Annotated in this window: 9 protein-coding genes; 7 read left to right on the top strand and 2 right to left on the bottom strand. The window is 62.4% G+C overall.

Annotation, left to right across the window (positions count from 1 at the left end; translation table 11 throughout):
• Positions 1-40: 40 nt before the first annotated feature.
• Positions 41-976 (bottom strand): iron-sulfur-binding ferredoxin reductase, encoded by a 936-nt coding sequence (locus M0814_RS07560; RefSeq protein ID WP_103486339.1) that lies wholly within the window; start codon positions 974-976, stop codon positions 41-43.
• Entirely contained in the window at positions 969-2,075 is a 1,107-nt protein-coding gene (locus M0814_RS07555; RefSeq protein ID WP_103486340.1) for a GGDEF domain-containing protein, read from the bottom strand. Before M0814_RS07555 ends, M0814_RS07560 begins: the two co-directional genes overlap by 8 nt.
• A 521-nt stretch (positions 2,076-2,596) precedes the next feature.
• Between M0814_RS07555 and M0814_RS07550 the strand changes: the two genes are divergently transcribed.
• From M0814_RS07550 to M0814_RS07520, 7 genes are all read left to right on the top strand, one after another.
• A complete protein-coding gene (locus M0814_RS07550) occupies positions 2,597-4,120 on the top strand; it encodes a fumarate hydratase (protein WP_003227616.1) in 1,524 nt (507 codons plus the stop codon).
• A gap of 190 nt (positions 4,121-4,310) precedes the next feature.
• A complete protein-coding gene (locus M0814_RS07545; RefSeq protein WP_103486341.1) occupies positions 4,311-8,846 on the top strand; it encodes a SpvB/TcaC N-terminal domain-containing protein in 4,536 nt (1,511 codons plus the stop codon).
• A complete protein-coding gene (locus M0814_RS07540) occupies positions 8,846-11,608 on the top strand; it encodes an RHS repeat-associated core domain-containing protein (protein WP_103486342.1) in 2,763 nt (920 codons plus the stop codon). Before M0814_RS07545 ends, M0814_RS07540 begins: the two co-directional genes overlap by 1 nt.
• Positions 11,609-11,636: 28 nt before the next feature.
• Positions 11,637-14,477 carry an RHS repeat-associated core domain-containing protein gene (locus M0814_RS07535; protein ID WP_103486343.1) on the top strand — a complete coding sequence of 947 codons (2,841 nt, stop codon included), beginning with the start codon at positions 11,637-11,639 and terminating at the stop codon, positions 14,475-14,477.
• Between the two features lie 78 nt (positions 14,478-14,555).
• The gene (locus M0814_RS07530) at positions 14,556-16,316 is read left to right on the top strand and encodes an ATP-binding protein (RefSeq protein ID WP_103486344.1); all 1,761 of its coding nucleotides are present in this window, start codon (positions 14,556-14,558) and stop codon (positions 16,314-16,316) included.
• Positions 16,316-17,647 (top strand): sigma-54 dependent transcriptional regulator, encoded by a 1,332-nt coding sequence (locus M0814_RS07525; protein ID WP_103486345.1) that lies wholly within the window; start codon positions 16,316-16,318, stop codon positions 17,645-17,647. The genes M0814_RS07530 and M0814_RS07525 overlap by 1 nt, the downstream gene beginning before the upstream one ends.
• Before the next feature lie 323 nt (positions 17,648-17,970).
• Positions 17,971-19,290, top strand: a complete 1,320-nt coding sequence (locus M0814_RS07520; RefSeq protein ID WP_003227623.1) for an MFS transporter — start codon at positions 17,971-17,973, stop codon at positions 19,288-19,290.
• Positions 19,291-19,697: the final 407 nt, after the last annotated feature.

The following is a 19,697-nucleotide window of genomic DNA, read 5'->3' as shown; positions in this document are numbered from 1 at the left end:
GCCTTGCCACAGAAATCTTCGAACCTATGAAAGTCAGCGCTCAACCGCGGGACAAAAACACATCCGCCAGCAGTTGATTGCGCGGCAGTCCGGCCAGGTACAGACGTTTGGCAAAGGCGTCGACACTGGCGCTTGAGCCGCAGACTAAGGCCAGGGTCTGCCGGGAAACAAGGCGCAGTTGCGCCAAAGCGGCGGCTGAGTCGGCCGCCGTCCACAGCTCGACGCTAAGGTTTTCGCGCTGCGCGGCAAGTGCCGCCAGGGGTTTGGCCAGATAGTGCTCGCGCGTGTCATGGGCCAGGTGAATGACGCGGATGGCGCCTTGGTGATCCTGACGCAAGGCTTCGCGCAGCACGCCGAACAATGGCCCCAGCCCGGTGCCGGCCGCCAGCAACCACAGCGGTCGGGTGTGCCAGTCCGGGTCGTAATGCAGCGCGCCGCCGCGCAGTTCACCGAGGCGGATCGGGTCGCCGATCTGCAGGCGCCGCGCCGCATCGCTGAATTCGCCGGGCTGGCGACAGTCGAGGTGAAATTCGAGAAAGCGCTCTTCCTGCGGCAGGCTCGCCAGCGAATAGGGTCTGGCGATGTGGTTGATCCACAGCACCAGATGCTGCCCGGCGGCATAGCGCAGCGGACGTTGCGGGGTCAGGCGCAAACGCAGGACGTTGTCGCTGAGCCAGTCCAGCGCCTCGACCACCGCCGGGCGCCCGTCGCTGATCGGGTCGAAGGTGTGCACCTGCAGGTCTTCTGTGACCTGACACTGACAGGCCAGCCGCCAGCCCTCCTGACGCTGTTCGGCGCTCAGGGCATCCGGGCGGCTGTCGGCGGGCAAGCCGTTCACGCACTGCACCAGGCAGGCATGGCAACTGCCGGCGCGGCAGCTGTAAGGCACCGCGACGCCGTTCTGGTTAAGGGCGTCGAGCAGATTGCTGCCCGCCGCCACCGACCATTGCCGGTCACCGACCCGAAGTTCAGGCATCCACGTTCTCCCACGCCGCCGCACAGCGATTGCGCCCGTCGCGCTTGGCCCGGTACAGCGCCTGATCGGCGCGCTGCAAGGCGTCGTCCAGATCATCGCCCAGTTCCAGCAGGGTCATGCCCGCCGACAGACTCAGGTTACGCACGTTCAGGCCCACCAGTTCAACGTCGGTAAAAGCAATGCGCAGGCGTTCACAACAGGCCGTCAGGCGTTCGGCATCGCAGTCGGGCAGCAACACCACGAATTCTTCACCACCGTAACGCGCCAGCACGTCGCCGTCACGCAGGCAGGCACCCGCCACGCCGGCGAACGCCTGCAACACTTGGTCGCCGGCGGCATGGCCATGCAGATCGTTGATGCGCTTGAAGTGATCGAGGTCGATCAGCGCCAGACCATGCACCACGCCCGGCTCCATCTCATCCAGTTCACGTGACGCCATGCGCAGAAAATGCCGGCGATTGAACAGTCCGGTCAGTTCGTCGGTGGCCACCAGATCTTCGAGCTGGCGCATCATCCCGCGCAGGGTGTCCTGATGCGCCTGCAAGGCAAACCGGCGCTGGCGCATGCGTTGCCGTGAAACCTGAACGAAGCGTGCGTAAATCACCAGCCACGCCAGCACCATCGCCAGAATGCACACCTGCAACGCCGCCAGCGCCGGATCCGGCAGACGGAAGTGATAGCCATCCCAAAGGGTGATTGCACAAAAACTGAAGAACACCAGCAGCGCACAGCGAATGAACGCGCGCCGGGATAAATGGAACAGACCGAACAGCAGGATCAGCACGTAAAACACCAGAAACGCGCCGCGTGCTTCATCCAGGTGAGCGATCAGCCAGGTCTGCCAGCCGAGCCCGAGCAACACTTGCGCTTCGGTCATGCTCGGGTCGGAAAAACGCAGGTTGCGCCCGGACCAGAACAGCGCAAACAGCGTGGCCTGGCAGATGACCACCAACGCGCTGCCGATGGCCACGCTGTTCAACGATTGCGGGTAATGCCCGGTAAAAAACGCCAGCCACAGCAGCAGCAAAGCCAATCCGTAAGTGGCGGCCGCAAGGGCAAAGCGCTTGAGCAAAAGGCGTTGAATGGCGTTATGGGTCAATCGTTGACTCACCGTGCGATAGGAGGCTGACCGAGTGTCCTACTCTACAGACCGGATGCCACTTTAGAGGGGCGGTCGATAAATGACCACCGATTTTCGGGCTCGAAAATTGACGTCAAAAGTGTGGCCTCAAAAGCCCCTCACCCTAGCCCTCTCCCCGAGGGAGAGGGAACTGACCGCATTGTTTATTTGAGATACGCCGACCTGATACATCATGCCGAACTCAGGTTTTGAATTCGCCACAAATCGGCTCCCTTCCCCCCTCTCCCCCTTGGGGGAGAGGGCTGGGGTGAGGGGGTGGGTATTGAAGTGCAAACCCAATGTTCGATATTCGCCCAACCATGCGACCAACGAATGACTGCCGGCGCGTGTATGCCCGGAAGAGGCGCGGTATACTGCCGCGCCTTTTTAGCGTCGCGCCAGCAGCCCCGGCGTGCCTTGAAAGGTGCTTGCAACCGACCGATGCACCCAAGCTGCAAGCACCTTATTGAATGTTCCCGTCTTTTAGAGGAGCGCGACTCATGACCGTGATCAAGCAAGATGACCTGATTCAGAGCGTTGCCGACGCCCTGCAATTCATTTCCTACTACCACCCCGTGGACTTCATCCAGGCGATGCACGAAGCCTACCTGCGCGAAGAATCGCCAGCGGCCCGTGATTCGATCGCGCAGATCCTGATCAACTCGCGCATGTGCGCCACCGGCCACCGGCCGATCTGCCAGGACACCGGCATCGTCACCGTGTTCGTGCGTGTGGGCATGGACGTACGTTGGGATGGCGCGACCATGAGCCTGGACGACATGATCAACGAAGGCGTGCGCCGCGCCTACAACCTGCCGGAAAACGTCCTGCGTGCCTCGATCCTCGCCGACCCGGCGGGCGCTCGCAAAAACACCAAGGACAACACCCCGGCGGTCATCCACTACTCCATCGTCCCGGGCAACACCGTGGAAGTGGACGTGGCGGCCAAGGGCGGCGGTTCCGAGAACAAGTCGAAAATGGCCATGCTCAACCCGTCCGACTCGATCGTTGACTGGGTGCTGAAAACCGTTCCGACCATGGGTGCCGGCTGGTGCCCACCGGGCATGCTGGGCATCGGTATCGGCGGCACCGCCGAGAAAGCCGCGGTCATGGCCAAGGAAGTGTTGATGGAGTCCATCGACATTCACGAACTGAAAGCCCGTGGCCCGCAGAACCGCATCGAAGAGATCCGTCTGGAGCTGTTCGAGAAGGTCAACCAGCTGGGCATCGGCGCCCAGGGCCTCGGTGGCCTGACCACCGTGCTCGACGTGAAGATCATGGACTACCCGACCCACGCCGCCTCCCTGCCGGTGTGCATGATCCCGAACTGCGCCGCCACCCGTCACGCGCACTTCGTGCTCGACGGCACCGGCCCGGCCTCGCTGGAAGCGCCATCGCTGGACGCCTACCCGGAAATCGTCTGGGAAGCCGGCCCGTCGGCCCGTCGCGTCAACCTCGACACCCTGACCCCGGAAGAAGTGCAGAGCTGGAAGCCGGGCGAAACCGTCCTGCTCAACGGCAAGATGCTCACCGGCCGCGACGCGGCGCACAAGCGCATGGTCGAGATGCTGAACAAGGGTGAAACCCTGCCGGTGGATCTGAAAGGTCGCTTCATCTACTACGTCGGCCCGGTTGATCCGGTCGGTGACGAAGTGGTTGGCCCGGCAGGTCCGACCACCGCGACGCGGATGGACAAGTTCACCCGGCAGATCCTCGAGCAGACCGGTCTGCTGGGCATGATCGGCAAGTCCGAGCGTGGCCCGACCGCGATCGAAGCGATCAAGGACAACAAGGCCGTGTACCTGATGGCCGTGGGCGGCGCCGCTTACCTGGTGGCCCAGGCGATCAAGAAGTCCAAGGTGCTGGCCTTCGCCGAGCTGGGCATGGAAGCGATCTACGAGTTCGAGGTCAAGGACATGCCGGTCACCGTCGCGGTGGACAGCAACGGTGAGTCGGTGCACATCACCGGCCCGGCGATCTGGCAACAGAAGATCGCCGAAAGCCTGGCGGTAGAAGTGCAGTAAGCGCTTCGCAGCCGTGGAAAAGGCCGGCCCGTCATACGACGGGCCGGCCTTTTTTGTGCGCGAATGCCCGTGCGGCCGCCCTGCACATTAATGGCTAATTGGCACCTGTCAGATCTGACAGGTTACGACGTCCGCGCTTGCTGTTAGCGTCTATCCACCCACGCGCCTCGCGTGTGCAATGGATCCGACCATGGCCGATCAAGAGCTGAGCATCATCACCCCGTCCATCGCCAGCAGCGCATCGATCACCACGATCGGCAAAAGCTGGGGCGCGGTCGGCGCGACCGGCGCCGCTTCATTTGAACTGCCGCTGCCCCTGTCCGTCGGACGTGGCTGGGACCCGCAACTCTCCCTGACTTACAACAGCCAGGCCGGCAACGGGCCGTTCGGCGTCGGCTGGAGCCTGGGGATTGGTCAGATCAGCCGTCGTACCCAAAAAGGCGTACCGCGGTATACCGATCTCGATGAAATCATCGGTGACGACGGTGAAGAGTGGTTGCCTGAACTCAACGACGATGGCACACCGAAGTCGCGCCTGGAAAAATCCTATAACGGGATTGAAGTCGGCTATCACAACGTGGTCCGTTACTGGCCGAGGGTCGAGGGTGACTTTGCCCTCCGCGAGCGTTGGCAACGGGCAACGAAAACGGCAGCCGAGCCCCCCTTCTGGCTGATCCACGGGGCTGACGGCTCATTGCAGGTATACGGCAAGACCAGCGCCTCGCGCCGGGCCGATCCGGACGATGCGCTGCGGGTCAGCCATTGGCTGCTGTGCGAAAGCATGAACCCGCGCGGCGAGCACATCTGCTTCGACTACCTGGCCGATGATCAGGACCCCGACCCGATCCACGACTACCGCGCCCAGCGCTACCTGCGCGCGGTGTTCTACGGCAACGTCAGCGCCAGCCAGCACTTGTACAGCTGGACCGTGGAAGATCCGGCCGAACTGGATTGGCACTTTCATCTGCTGTTTGACTACGGCGAGCGCACCCGTGATCTGACGCAGGCCCCCGTGTACGGTGGCGACAGCCTGCAACTGTGGGGGAAACGCCAGGATCCCTTTTCCAGCTACGGCCAGGGTTTCGAGCTGGGCACGCGGCGTCTGTGCCGGCAAATCCTGATGTTCCACCACTTCTCGCGGCCCGCCGGAGACTATCCGCTGCTGGTGCGGCGGCTGTTGCTGGAGTATCCACAGGACGCCGGCCCTTGGACTTACAACCGGATCACCGCCGCTCACTATCAGGCCTTCGATGCCAGCGGCGCAGTGGAAACGACCCCGCCGGTGGAGTTCGATTACTCGCCCTTCGAGATCAACAAAACCGCTGCACGGCTGTTCGCCGAAGAAAACATGCCGGGCGTTGAGGATGGACAGTTTTACCAGTGCGTGGATCTGTACGGTGAAGGCGTGCCGGGGTTCCTCTGCCGCTACGATCAGTGCTGGTATTACCGCGAACCGTTGCGCGCCCCATCAGGGCCGGACGCCATTACCTATGGCGCCTGGTCGGCGCTGGAGCAGATCCCGGTGGCGAATCGCAACAGCGCCGCCCGGCAGATATTGCTCGATCTGACCGGCGACGGGCGGCTGGACTGGATCGTCGCCCAACCGGGCATCAGCGGTTATCGCACGTTGAACGCCGACCGCAGTTGGGCGCCGTTCCTGCCGTTTACCGGGATGCCACTGGAGTTTTTCAACACCCTTTCGCAACTGGGCGACCTGGTGGGCGATGGCCTCAACTCATTGGCGATGATCGGCCCACGCGCCGTGCGCCTGTATGCCAACCGCCGGGAAAACGGTTTTTCCAGCGCCGAAGAAGTGCTTCGTGAAGACCATGAGGACAGTTTGCCGCTGTTCAGCAACTCACCCACCGAGCTGGTGTTTCTGGGCAACATGCTCGCCAGCGACATGAGCGAGCTGTGCCGGATCCGCCACAACGAAATCAAATGCTGGCCCAATCTGGGACATGGCAAATTCGGCACAGGTCGGGTGATCAGTGCACTGCCCTTCCAGTATGCCGAGTTCAACGTCGAGCAAATCAGGATCGCCGACATCGACGGCTCCGGTGCACCGGCCCTGTTTTACCTGAAAACCTCCGGCTTCGAGATCTACCTCAATCGCGGCGGCAATGGTCTGGAACAGACACCCGTCTTCGTACCGTGGCCGGAGGGCGTGAGCTACGACCGCCTGTGCCATGTCAGTTTTGCCGACCTGCAAGGCCTGGGTTGTGCCAGCCTGATCCTGACCGTGCCACACATGACCCCGCAGCACTGGCGTTACGATTTCATCGCAGCCAAGCCCTACCTGCTGACGGCAACCAACAACAATATGGGCTGCGCCACGCAGGTGGTGTACCGCAGCTCCGCTCAGGAATGGCTGGACGAAAAACAGCAGTGGCTGATCGAACATCCCGCCGAGACACCGGTCTGCCATTTGCCGTTCGCGGTGCAAGTGGTCAGCCGGCAACGGCAGCTGGATGAAATCACCGGCAATTGCCTGACGCAGGCGTGTCTCTATCGCGAAGGGTTCTACGACAGCATCGAGCGCGAATTCAGTGGCTTCGGCCATCTGCAACAGACTGACAGCGAAAGCGCCAGCGGCGATGACGACGTCGGCTTCACGGCACCGGTGCGGGTCTTGACCTGGTTCCTCACCGGGCAAGCCATGGACCGGCCAAGACACGGCTACTTCGATGCCGATGCCGAGGCGCACGCCTTGCAGCCAACGGTCTTCAGCCGTTATCACCGCAACGATGAATGCGATGAACCGGTGACACCGGCGGACGAAACGACACGCTATAGAATCGCTCGGGCGCTGGCCGGCGCCGTGGCCCGCAGCGAAACCTGGGCCGACAGCGACGACCCGGCCAGCACACGGCTGCTCGCGGCTGAGGAGCGCCGTTATCTGGTGCGTGACGTGCAGCCCGAAGGCCGACACGAACCGGCCAGCGTGCTGCTGCCACTGCCGCTGGAAACCATCAGTTATCAGTACGACGGTTACATTGATGACCCGTTGTGCCGTCATGAAGTGTTGCTCAATAGCAGCCAGTTCGGCCACGCCACGCACAGCCTTACTGTCAGCTACGCGCGACGTCGCATCGCCGCCGATGCCCCGCCCTTCGACGACCCCGATGAACAACAGTGGTGGCGGGACGCGCATGACCCGGCGCAGCAGTTTTTTTATCTCAACGAAACGCGCGAGCGCGCGATTAATCTGCACGAGAAGTTGCAAGAGTGGCGTCTGGGCCTGCCCTTTCAGCAGCGCAGCAATGCGCTGGTGCTGCCCAAGGGCAAGCTCCCGTCAGGCCTCAATCCGCAGGAGGTGTCATGGGAATTACTCAAGGCGCATCAAGACTCGCCGCAATGGAACGCGCTCAGGGTGTTGACCGGGCAAACCGTGCAACGCTATCTCAAGACCGAGGGCGGCAGCCTGTTGCCCGACGGTGCGGCCGACTTCGAAGCGCTGGCCGGGCCGATGGAACTGGCACAGCTTGACCAGACCGCCCTCGACGCCTACGCCAGTCTGCCGCCGCCGTTCGATATCCGGGTCGAGTTGCAGAACATCGGTTACACCGAAATGCCGCGCTTGTTCGAAAAACCGGCTGCAACCAAGGCCCCACAGGACCTCTGGTCCGCGAGCTACAACTACGCGAAGTACGCCGGCGCCGACGATTTCTTCCGGGTTTTTGAACACCGCGAAACCCTGAGCCACGGCTGGACCAAGGCGCAGTACGACGAATACCACCTGCTGATCAAAAGCGTCGAACTGCCCGATGGCTGCGTCACCCGCTGCGAATACGACTACCACGCCCTGGCGCCAGTGCGCATCATCGACGCCAACGAGAATATTCAGGAAGCGCTCTACGAGCCTTCCGGCCAACCGTTGGCCAGCAGTTTCCACGGCACCGAAAACGCGGTCGCCGCCGGCTTCCGCCCGCTCAGCGAATACGTTCGCCCTCTGGACCTGACGCCAGATTCAGCCATCGCCGACCCGGCGGCGGCGGTGCAACAAGCCGCGAGTACCTTGCGCAAGGATTTGTTCAGCTGGATGGGACGGCTGCCGTCCGTGGTCAACGCCACGCCGGATCTGCTGGCGCAGTGGCAGGCCAGCGGCGATGTGTTGCCGAGCCTGCACATTCGCGCCAGCGCGCGTCGCCGGTTGGCGCAACTGAAGGCGCCGACGCCGGCAGAACTGGCGCTGCGCAAACTCATGACCAGGGTTGCACGCCAACCGGTGCACAGCGCGGTATTCAACGCCGACCGCTACCCCGATGATCCGGTGCCGGCATTGGTGCAGATCATCATCAGCTACGTGGACGGCTTTGGCCGGCCGCTGCAAACCCTGCAACGGGTAGAGCCCGGAATCGCCTATGCAGTGGCCGAAGATGGGTCGCTGATCGTCGATCGCGGACAGCTGCGCGAGGAACACACCGATTCGCGCTGGCGGGTCAGCGCACGGGTCGAGTACAACAACAAAGGGCTGGCGGTGCGGCAGTTCCGGCCGTTTTTTGCCGACAGCCATGGCTATGTCAACGATCAATCCCTGCGCCAGCACGGCTACTTCGACCAGCTGTTCTATGACCCGCTCGGCCGTGCGATCAAGCTGATCAACGCCAAGGGCTATGTTTCCCGCGAGCATCATCATCCGTGGTACCTGGCCAAAGAGGACTTCAATGACACTGACGAGTCTGTCCTGCTGCAACCGCCGACATCAGCACAGACGTTGCAGTGATGAACGCCAATCTGCATCGACGCACACCGTCGCTGATCGCGATCGACAGTCGCAGCTTGCCCGTACGCCAGATTACCTACCTGCGCGCCCATGCCGATGAGCGCGCCGAGGCCCAGGTCACACGCCAGCAGTACGACGCCGGCGGCCGCTTGGTGGCGCGGTTCGACCCGCGCCTGAGTGAACCCGGTGTCGCCAGCCTGTACGACCTCAGCGGCCAGCCATTGAAGATCAGCAGCGTCGATGGCGGCTGGCGCCTGAGCCTGCCCGGGCTGGCCGGACAAGCCTTGCAGCGCTGGGATGCGCGCGGCGTGCACTGGCGCAACCGCTACGACGAGCAACTGCGCAACGTGGAGATCAGCAACAGCGCCGAACCGCACAGCGAGACCTTCACCTATGCCGACGCCAGCGCCTCGGCCGATCACAACCAGCGCGGTCGGTTACTGGAGCAACTCGATGCATCCGGCAGCCTGATCTTGGACAGCTACAGCCTGGCCGGTGAGGCGCTGCGCGAAAGCCGCCGCTTTGCCGACGCCCGGGTGTTTGTCACGCAACGCCGTTTCAGTCCGCTGGGCGCGGTGCTGGAACAGACCGACGCCGGCGGCCACCGCCAGCAATCGCGCTACGACCTTGCCGGCCAGCTGCGGCATCTGCAACTGCTGCTGGCCGGGCACAGCGACTGGCAAGCGGTGTTGCTCGACGCCCGCTTCAATGCCGCCGGACAAATCATCGCGCAGCAGGCCGGCAACGGCGTCGACAGCTATTGGTGTTATGAACCCGGCACCGACCGCCTGCTGCGGCAATGGGCGCAGAAGGGTTCGGAATCACCGCTGCAAGACTTCACCTATGAATACGATCCGGTCGGCAACCCGACACGCATCCTCGATCACGTTTTCAGCCCCAGTCATTTCGCCAATCAGCGGGTCGACGGCGAACGTGCATTCAGCTACGACTCGCTGTATCGACTGATCAGCGCCAGCGGCTACGACGACGCCGCCCCCAGCGACCTTCCCGGCCGACCGCAACCGAGCGATCCCCACGATCGGCGCAATTACCTGCAGACCTACCGCTACGATCAGGGCGGCAACCTGACGGAGCTGTGCCATGTGCGTGACGGCGCCTGCTACACCCGGCAAATGCGTATCGACGCGGCCAGCAACCGTGGCGTGCGCTGGAACGAAGGTGATCCCGAACCGGATTTCGACCGGTTGTTCGATCGCCATGGCAACCTCACGACTCTGCAACCGGGACAGGCGCTGCAGTGGAATGCCCGCGATCAACTGGCGGCAGTGACCCTGATCAAACGCGAAAACGCTCTTGATGACGCCGAGCTTTATCACTACAGCCAGGGCGTGCGCGTCTACAAACGCCATGAAACCTACGCCGGTTCCAGTCAGCACTTTCACGAGGTGTGTTATCTGCCCGGGCTGGAAATCCGCAGCAAGGACAACGGCGAGGAGCTGCACGTGATCGACCTCGCCACGGGCTCGGGCCACGTCAGTTGCCTGCATTGGCTGAGCGGCAAACCGCCCGGCATTGCCGACGACCAGTTGCGCTACACCCTCGACGATCACTTGGGTTCATGCGTGATGGAACTGGACCGGCAGGCACGCCTGATCAGTCACGAAGGTTATTACCCGTTTGGCGCCACCGCGTGGATGAGCGCGAGCTCGGCCGTGGAGGTCGAGTACAAGACCTTGCGTTATTCGGGCAAGGAAATGGACGTCAGCGGCCTGTACTACTACGGCGCACGCTATTACGCGCCGTGGCTGCAGCGTTGGATCAGCGCTGATCCGGGGGGCGACATCGACGGCCTGAATCTGTACGCGTTCGTCGGCAACAACCCGATCGGCTATTTCGATGACGGCGGCTACAACCGCTCGCCCCAGCAACTCAAGCGCCTGATCAGCGGGAACGCGAAGCAACTGTCCGCCATCGACAGCGGGATGCAGACGCTACAGGGTCAACTCATCGACCTGCAACACCCCGGGCAATGGCGCCGGACGCTGGCAAAAAACACGCTCTATCAAATCGGCAGCGCCGCCACTGGCTGGTTCACTTCGTTCAATGCCGCCACGTTTGCCGCCGAAGCACTGCCGCAGCTATCCGGTGATCTGATCGGGCTGACGCTGGGCAACCAGGTGGCCGACAAAGGCGTCGCGACGTTCGATACGCTGGTAGACAAACTGGCGTTGAATACCCCGATTGTCCCGCAAACTTCCACCTTCAACCGGGATGCCGTTCAGGCTGTCGGGCAGCCTGCGCCATTGCTTCCGCCCCGTGACAAATATGACGTACGCAGCCGCGAAGGCCTGCAGCAACTGGCGGTGGACAGCATCAGCAAAGTTGCCGGCGCCTACGTGCCCGGGGTTGGCGAAGCCATGGCCATGGGCAGCATCGCCCAGCAGGCCCAGGAAGCGGAGGAAGGTCTGTCATCGATGAAACTGGGGAAAATCCACGACACCCTGGATGAGCTCGATACGCTGGTTTCGCAACTGTCGGCTGCGAACAACGCAGCCTTCGCCGAACTGGGTATCAGCGAATTTTACGATGAGCGCCACCACACGCGTGACTACCTGTTCGATCTGGCCCTCAACCGTGTCGGTACGACAAAAGCCAGAACCGTGCGTCAGGCAGACCTCACACGCCAGACAGGCCGCGCCCGAGAAAGTATCGCAATCGCCCGCGAGTTTCTGAGCATGTATCGGGAAAAAGTCCCCGCCATCCGTGAACGCTACCGTGCCGGTTCCGGGAGTCGGCCATGACCCTGACACCAGCAGGCGCCCCTTGATCATGAACCGCAACATTCACTGGCGCACCCCACAGCTGACAGTCACTGATGGACGTGGCCTGACGGTGCGTCAGGTCGATTATCTGCGAGCCGATGACGGCGAGCCGCAGCAAACCCTGATCAGTCGGCAACGGCATGACGCGGCCGGACGGCTGATCGAACAGTGGGCCCCCCGCCTGTTCGACACAGCCGCCAGCGCTGGTCTGAGCACCGTGTACGGCTTGAGCGGTTTGGCGCTGAAGGTCGACAGCGTGGATGCCGGCTGGCGCATCATCCTGCCCGGTCTGGCGAATGAGCTGCGGCAACGCCACGATCAGCGCGGCAACCGGTGGCGTTACGATTACGACCCGATGCTGCGGTTGATTGCCGTTGCCGAAAATGCGCAAGCCGATGTCGAGCGCTACACCTATGCCGACCACAACGCGGCCCCCGAACATAACTTGCGGGGCGAACTGAGCGAGCGCTCGGACCCCGGCGCCACGGTGCTCATCGACAGCTACAGTCTGGGCGGCCAGGCACTCAGCGAAGCCTGCACCCTGGCCGGCGAGCCCAGCGCGTTCATCACCCGAATGGCGTTCGACGCGCACGGCAACGTCTTGCAGCTCACCGATGCCGGCGGTCATCGACAATGCTCACGCTACGACGTCGCCGGACAGTTGCATCAGACGTCGCTATGGATTGCCGGAGCGAACGCCGCGCGAACGGTGCTCGACGCAGCCACGTACGACGCTTCCGGTCAACCACTCGAACAACTGGCCGGCAATGGCGTTCGCAGCCGCCGCGTCTACGATCCCGTCGACGGTCGCCTGCTGCACCTGCTGGCAGGCAAAGACCAGGAAAAACCGCTGCAGGATCTGCATTACACCTACGACCCGGTCGGCAATATCTTACGCATCGAAGACCGCACCCTGGGCACGGTGTATTTCGCCAATCAGCGCGTCGATGGCCATCGCCACTTCGTCTACGACTCGTTGTATCGGCTGATCGAAAGTCGCGGCTTCGAAGGCCAGATCCCGCAACAGTCGCCAGGCTTGCCGCAACTGATCGAGCCCATCGACCCCGGACGGCGCTTCAACTACACCGAGCATTATCATTACGATGCGGGCAACAATCTCGTCGAGCTTGTCCACATGCGCGAAGGCCACAACTTCTGCCAACAGATGAAGATCGACCCGAACAGCAATCGGGGGCTGCGCTGGAAAACCGCTGACCCCGACCCGGTGTTCAGCGATCACTTCGACCACCATGGCAACCAGTTGAAACTGCAGCCCGGCGCCCTGCCTCTGGAGTGGAACAGTTACGATCAACTGGCCCGTGCCACCCTGCTGCAACACGCCAATGGCTTGCCCGACGACGAAGAATTCTACCGCTACAGCCAGGGTGAGCGCGTCTACAAATGCGCGCTGAGCCACACGCCGTCGATCACCCATCGCCGCGAGGTACGTTACCTGCCGGGCCTGGAAATCCACACCCGCAGCGATGGTCAGCAGCTGCATGTCATCGCCCTGCCGGGGGCGCGTTGCCTGCATTGGCTCAGCGGTCGACCGGCAGCCATCGAGGACGATCAGATGCGTTACAGCCTCGACGACCACCTCGGCTCCTGCGCGCTGGAACTGGATCGCCATGCGGGCGTCATCAGCCTGGAGCACTATTACGCGTTTGGCGGCACAGCCTGGTGGGCTGCCCGTTCGGCGCTGGAAGCGAGCTATAAAACCCTGCGCTATTCAGGCCGGGAAATGGACGGTAGTGGCCTCTACTACTATGGCGCCCGCTACTATGCACCCTGGTTGCAACGCTGGATCAGCGCCGATCCGGCGGGAGATATCGACGGGCTGAATCTCTATGCCTTTGTCGCCAACAACCCGGTCGGTTACATCGACACCGATGGCCAGGGGCTGGATGATTTCCTGGCTATCGAAACCCCCGATCAGCGCGATCAGAGGAAAGCGCAGAGCGCCGAGAGAAGGCAGCGCACCCGGGGCAAGGAGAACCTGTCACGCCTGGTCATTCGCCACCAGAACATTCTTGCCCTGTCATCGCGCCGCGCTCGGGATGCCCAGCAACAGGTGCTCAATCAGCGCTCGACCGGGCAATTTGCCGGTTCCGTCGCGCGCCGTACCGGTGTGTATGTGGCAGGACACCTTGTCGCCTACGGCGGCGGCATTCTGGTCGGCATTGGCAGTCAGGCGCTGGGCGCCATCGCTCCGGGCGCGGGGAATGTGGTGGGGGTCGCGATGGGCATTGGCGCGAAAAAAGTCATCAGTGGACTATGGGATTACGCCGCAGAGCGCACGGGCGTCGGCGCCTCGATCAAATTCAAGGCCAGCCGCATCTCCAGGGCGAAGATTGTCGAGAAAGCCGAATACAAAACCATGGCCCCGATCGATTACATGCAGCAAAAATACGCAAAAATGATCCCCGATACGCAGAAGGGCGTGCTCAAGGGTTCCAAGGAAGTCGCTTCCACCCTGATCGGCGCCGGTGCCAAGAAAATGGTGCCGGAAGCCGCCTCCGAAATCAGCGCCACGGCGAGTGCAGCGTTGGGGGCCATTGAAATAGCCAACGAAATCATCGGTGCCAGCCATGACCTCACGGCTGAAAAGGTTGCCAGGGGCATCGCCCACGTGAGCGGGCTGATCGACTATTTATCCGCCAACATGCTCGCCATCGAAAACGCCTTTGAGGCCACTGGCGTCAGCGCCATAAACACTGTCGGACTGATTGGCACAAACGCAGGCGACACACCGCAAAGTCTGTGGCAAGCCACGGCGGCCGTGATCAACGAACTGGATTACACGCGAACGATGCTGCGTTCAAAATCGCATCAATTCAGCACGGTCTGATCCACTGACGTGTGAAGCGAGAAGGATCCGCAGCCCCATGCTATCGTGCCCGCCCGTCCCCTTATCCATTAGCCCAGCATGCTGCCGACTTCCCGTATCCTGCGTCTGTCGTTGTACACCCTGCTGATCATTGCCGGTGCGGCCATTGCCGCGACCCTTGCCATCCGCCACGCCGAACGTCAGGCGCTGGAAGAGGACGCCGCCCGCGCCAGCCAGCAGTTAACGCTGTACGCCAATGCGCTGCACACCCTGATTGACCGCTATCGCGCCCTGCCCGCCGTGCTCGCGCTGGACCCGCAATTACGTGGGGCGCTCGGCGGGCCGGTGAGTGCCGAGCAACAGGACGCGCTGAATCTGAAACTGGAGAAGATCAATGGCGCGGCGCAGTCCTCGACCCTCGAACTGCTCGATCACACCGGCCTCGCGGTGGCCGCCAGCAATTGGCGCCTGCCCAGCAGCTACGTCGGCCACAACTACGGTTTTCGCCCGTACTTCAGCCAGACCCGCACTCAGGGCAGCGGGCGGTTTTACGCGGTGGGCGTGACCAGCGGCATCCCCGGGTACTTCCTGTCCAGCGCGGTGCTGGGCGACAACAATGAGTTCCTCGGCGCGATGGTGGTCAAGCTGGAGTTCCCGGAACTGGAGCGCGAGTGGAGCCAGGGCAGCGACACGCTGCTGGTCAGCGATGCGCGCGGGATCATCTTCATCGCCAACCAGCCCGGCTGGCGCTATCGCTCGTTGCGGCCGCTGGACAGCCGCGACATGGCTGAGATCAAGCGTACCCGGCAGTACGACAAACAATCACTGCTGCCGTTGACGCATCTGTCCCTGCGCCACTTCGACGACAACAGCGACCTGCGGCGGGTCGAAGGCCCGGACGGAACGGCGGACTACCTGTGGGAATCGCTGCCGCTGACCACCGAAGGCTGGACCCTGCACTTGCTGCGCCGCCCGCAAGTGGCCTTCGAAGATTTGCGCAATGCCGGGCTGGCCGCTGCCGGGGTGTGGCTGGCGCTGGTATTTCTGCTGCTGTTCCTCAACCAGCGCTGGCGCCTGTCGAAAGTCCGTCAGCGCAACCGCGAAGAACTCGAACAGCTGGTCGAAGAACGCACCCGCGATCTGCGCACCGCACAGGATGGGCTGGTGCAATCGGCCAAGCTTGCCGCGCTGGGGCAGATGTCCGCCGCACTCGCCCACGAAATCAATCAACCGCTGACCGCACAACGCATGCAGCTGGCGACGCTGCGTTTGCTGCTTGAGCATGGCCGCGTCGATGATGCTTACAAGGCGCTCAAACCGGTGGACGACATGCTCACGCGTATGGCGTCGCTCACCGGCCACCTGAAAACCTTCGCCCGCAAGAGCCCCAGCGGCCTGCGCGAACGGCTGGATCTGGCAACCGTGGTTGATCAATCGCTGCAACTGCTCGACGCCCGCCTGCGTGACGAACAGGTCAGTCTGGTGCTGCACCTGACGCGTCCGGCCTGGGTGCGGGGTGACGCGATCCGCCTCGAGCAGGTGCTGATCAACCTGCTGCGCAATGCCCTCGATGCGATGCAGGGCAAACCGTGCAAGCGTCTGGAAATCCGCCTGGAGGCCGACGAACAACTGTGGCGCCTGAGCGTGATCGACAACGGCGGCGGGATTGCCGAACAGCACTTGAACCAGGTGTTCGACCCGTTTTTCACCACCAAACCGGTGGGTGACGGCCTGGGCCTGGGGCTGGCGGTATCCTTTGCCATCGTGCATGAATCCGGCGGGCGGCTGAGTGCCGAAAATGGCGAGTCCGGCGCCATATTCACCTTGACCCTGCCGATCGATCTGGAGGCACACATCTGATGCTCAACTCAGTGATGGTGGTCGATGACGAGAGCAGCATTCGCAGCGCCGTCGAGCAATGGCTGAGCCTGTCGGGGTTCGCGGTGCAGCTGTTCAGCCGCGCCGAAGATTGCCTCGCCGCGCTGCCGGCGCACTTTCCCGGGGTGATCCTCAGCGATGTGCGCATGCCCGGGCTCAGTGGTCTGCAGTTGCTGGCCGAAGTGCAGAAACGTGATGCCGATCTGCCGGTGATTCTGCTGACCGGTCACGGCGATGTGCCGATGGCGGTCGAAGCCATGCGTGACGGCGCCTACGACTTCCTCGAAAAACCGTTCAGCCCGGAAACCCTGCTCGGCAGCCTGCGCCGGGCGCTCGACAAGCGTCGGCTGGTCCTGGAGAACCGTGCCCTGCACGAGCAGGCCGACCACCGCGCCCGACTCGATGCGACGCTGCTCGGCGTGTCCCGTGGCATGCAGACCTTGCGCCGGCAAGTGCTGGATCTGGCAGCGTTGCCGGTCAACGTATTGATCCGCGGCGAAACCGGCAGCGGCAAGGAATTGATCGCGCGTTGCCTGCATGATTTCGGCCCACGCGCCGACAAGCCCTTCGTGGCGCTGAACTGCGCGGCGATCCCCGAGCAGTTGTTCGAAGCGGAATTGTTTGGCCATGAAAGCGGCGCGTTCACCGGGGCCTCCGGCAAGCGCATCGGCAAGCTGGAATACGCCGACGGCGGCACGCTGTTTCTCGATGAGATCGAAAGCATGCCGCTGGCCCAGCAAGTGAAACTGCTGCGGGTGTTGCAGGAGCAGAAGCTGGAACGCCTGGGCTCGAACCAGAGCATTCGCGTCGATCTGCGGATCGTCGCCGCGACCAAGCCTGATCTGCTGGATGAGGCCCGCGCCGGACGTTTTCGCGAAGACCTGGCGTATCGCCTGAACGTCGCCGAACTGCGTCTGCCGCCGCTGCGCGATCGGCGTGAAGACATTCCGCTGCTGTTCGAATCGTTCGCCTTCAGCGCCGCCCAGCGTCTGGGCCGCACTTTCCCGCCGTTGAGCGGGGCGCAATTGAGTCACCTGCTCAGCCACGACTGGCCGGGCAACGTGCGGGAACTGGCGAACGTCGCCGAGCGGCAGGTACTGGGCCTCGATGAACCGGTGCAAGGCATCGACCCCGGCCAGTCACTGGCCGCGCAGCAGGAAGCGTTTGAAGCGCAGTGCCTGCGTGCGGCGCTGACCCGGCACAAGGGTGATGTGAAAGCAGTGCTGGAAGAGTTGCAGCTGCCGCGCCGGACCTTCAATGAAAAGCTGCAGCGGCATGGGTTGAGTCGGGAGATGTTTGTTTCGGGCAGCTGAGTTCTGCAGCGTTTGATCGGGCCTCTTCGCGGGCAAGCCACGCTCCCACAGGGTTTGGTGCTGAACACAGAATGTGTGAACACCACCGACCACTGTGGGAGCGGGCTTGCCCGCGAAGAGGCCCGCACAGGCAACATTTATCCATCAGCCTGAATGAGCAATTTTCCGCTCACCACAATCCAGACATAAGCGGATTTCCGCTCATTAAATCCCGCTACCCCCCTCTAAACCGCCCCTCTCCCCGTTGGCACAGCTCCTGCTATAGCCCCGGCAGGCTGCGTTTTTACGCGCTCCACAAAAACAATTAAACGAAGGATCCTTCAATGGATAACTCCAACGCCCTGCCCCTTGGGTCGGCTGCCGCGCCCGCCAAACAAAGAACCACCGCCAGCCGGATCAAATCGATCTTCAGCGGCTCGGTCGGCAACATGGTCGAGTGGTACGACTGGTACGTCTACGCCGCCTTCTCGCTGTACTTCGCCAAGACCTTCTTCCCCGCCGGTTCCACCACCGCGCAACTGATGAACACCGCCGCGATCTTCGCCGTGGGCTTCCTGATGCGCCCGATCGGTGGCTGGCTGATGGGCCTGTACGCCGACAAGGTCGGTCGCAAGAAAGCCTTGATGGCTTCGGTCTACCTGATGTGCTTCGGCTCCTTGCTGATCGCCCTCAGCCCGAACTACGAAACCATCGGCATCGGCGCGCCGATCCTGCTGGTCTTCGCCCGACTGCTGCAAGGCCTGTCGGTCGGCGGCGAATACGGCACTTCGGCCACCTACCTCTCGGAGATGGCGACCAAGGAACGTCGCGGTTTCTTCTCCAGCTTCCAGTACGTGACCCTGATCTCCGGCCAGCTCATCGCGCTGGGCGTGCTGATCGTGCTGCAGAACATGCTGACCACCGAACAGCTGTATGCGTGGGGCTGGCGTATTCCGTTCGCCATCGGCGCACTGTGCGCGATCGTTGCGCTGTACCTGCGTCGCGGCATGGAAGAAACCGAGTCGTTCACCAAGAAAGAGAAGTCCAAGGAAAGCGCGATGCGCACCTTGATGCGTCACCCGAAAGAACTGCTGACCGTGGTCGGCCTGACCATGGGCGGTACGCTGGCGTTCTACACCTACACCACCTACATGCAGAAATACCTGGTGAACACCGTCGGCATGAGCATCTCCGACTCGACCACCATTTCCGCCGCCACGCTGTTCCTGTTCATGTGCCTGCAACCGATCATCGGTGGCCTGTCGGACAAGATCGGTCGTCGTCCGATCCTGATCGCCTTCGGCGTGCTCGGGACGATCTTCACCGTGCCGATCCTGATGACCCTGCACACCATCCAGACCTGGTGGGGCGCGTTCTTCCTGATCATGGCCGCACTGATCATCGTCAGCGGCTATACCTCGATCAACGCCGTGGTGAAAGCCGAACTGTTCCCGACCGAAATCCGCGCGCTGGGCGTCGGCCTGCCGTACGCACTGACCGTGTCGATCTTCGGCGGCACCGCCGAATACATCGCGCTGTGGTTCAAGAGCATCGGCATGGAGACCGGTTACTACTGGTACGTGACCGCGTGCATCGCGGTGTCGCTGCTGGTGTACATCACCATGAAAGACACGCAGAAACACTCGCGGATCGTGACTGACTGATCGGGTTTTCACAGCCACTGCAACGGTGGCTGTAGGGGCCCCTTCGCGAGCAAGCCCGCTCCCACACTGGAATGCACTCCTCTGTGGGAGCGGGCTTGCTCGCGAGGGGCACACCCTGGTTCCAGATCAATCAGGACAACTCGGCAGCACCCGCTTGCCAATCGCAAGTATGAAAAATCCCTCACCTTCGGTTAACAACGATTAATCGCTGATTAATGCTGCCCCCTCATTCTGCAATCACCTGATCGATGACCTGCGCGACGCTCGCTCCGACGACGAAAGCGATTTCAACGCGCCGCCCTTAATATCAAGTTAATCGATTGTTTTTAGCATTAATTTGCGCTTTTCAATCAACTTAGTTGGCGTAGCATTAAACCCATGCAAGACACATCCGCCAACGAATCTGG

Origin of the sequence: Pseudomonas sp. MWU12-2020 (genome assembly GCF_023100605.1) — a bacterium.
Taxonomy (GTDB): domain Bacteria; phylum Pseudomonadota; class Gammaproteobacteria; order Pseudomonadales; family Pseudomonadaceae; genus Aquipseudomonas; species Aquipseudomonas fluorescens_H.
Note: the sequence above shows the minus strand (reverse complement) of the source record. Positions and strands in the feature narration are given on the sequence as shown.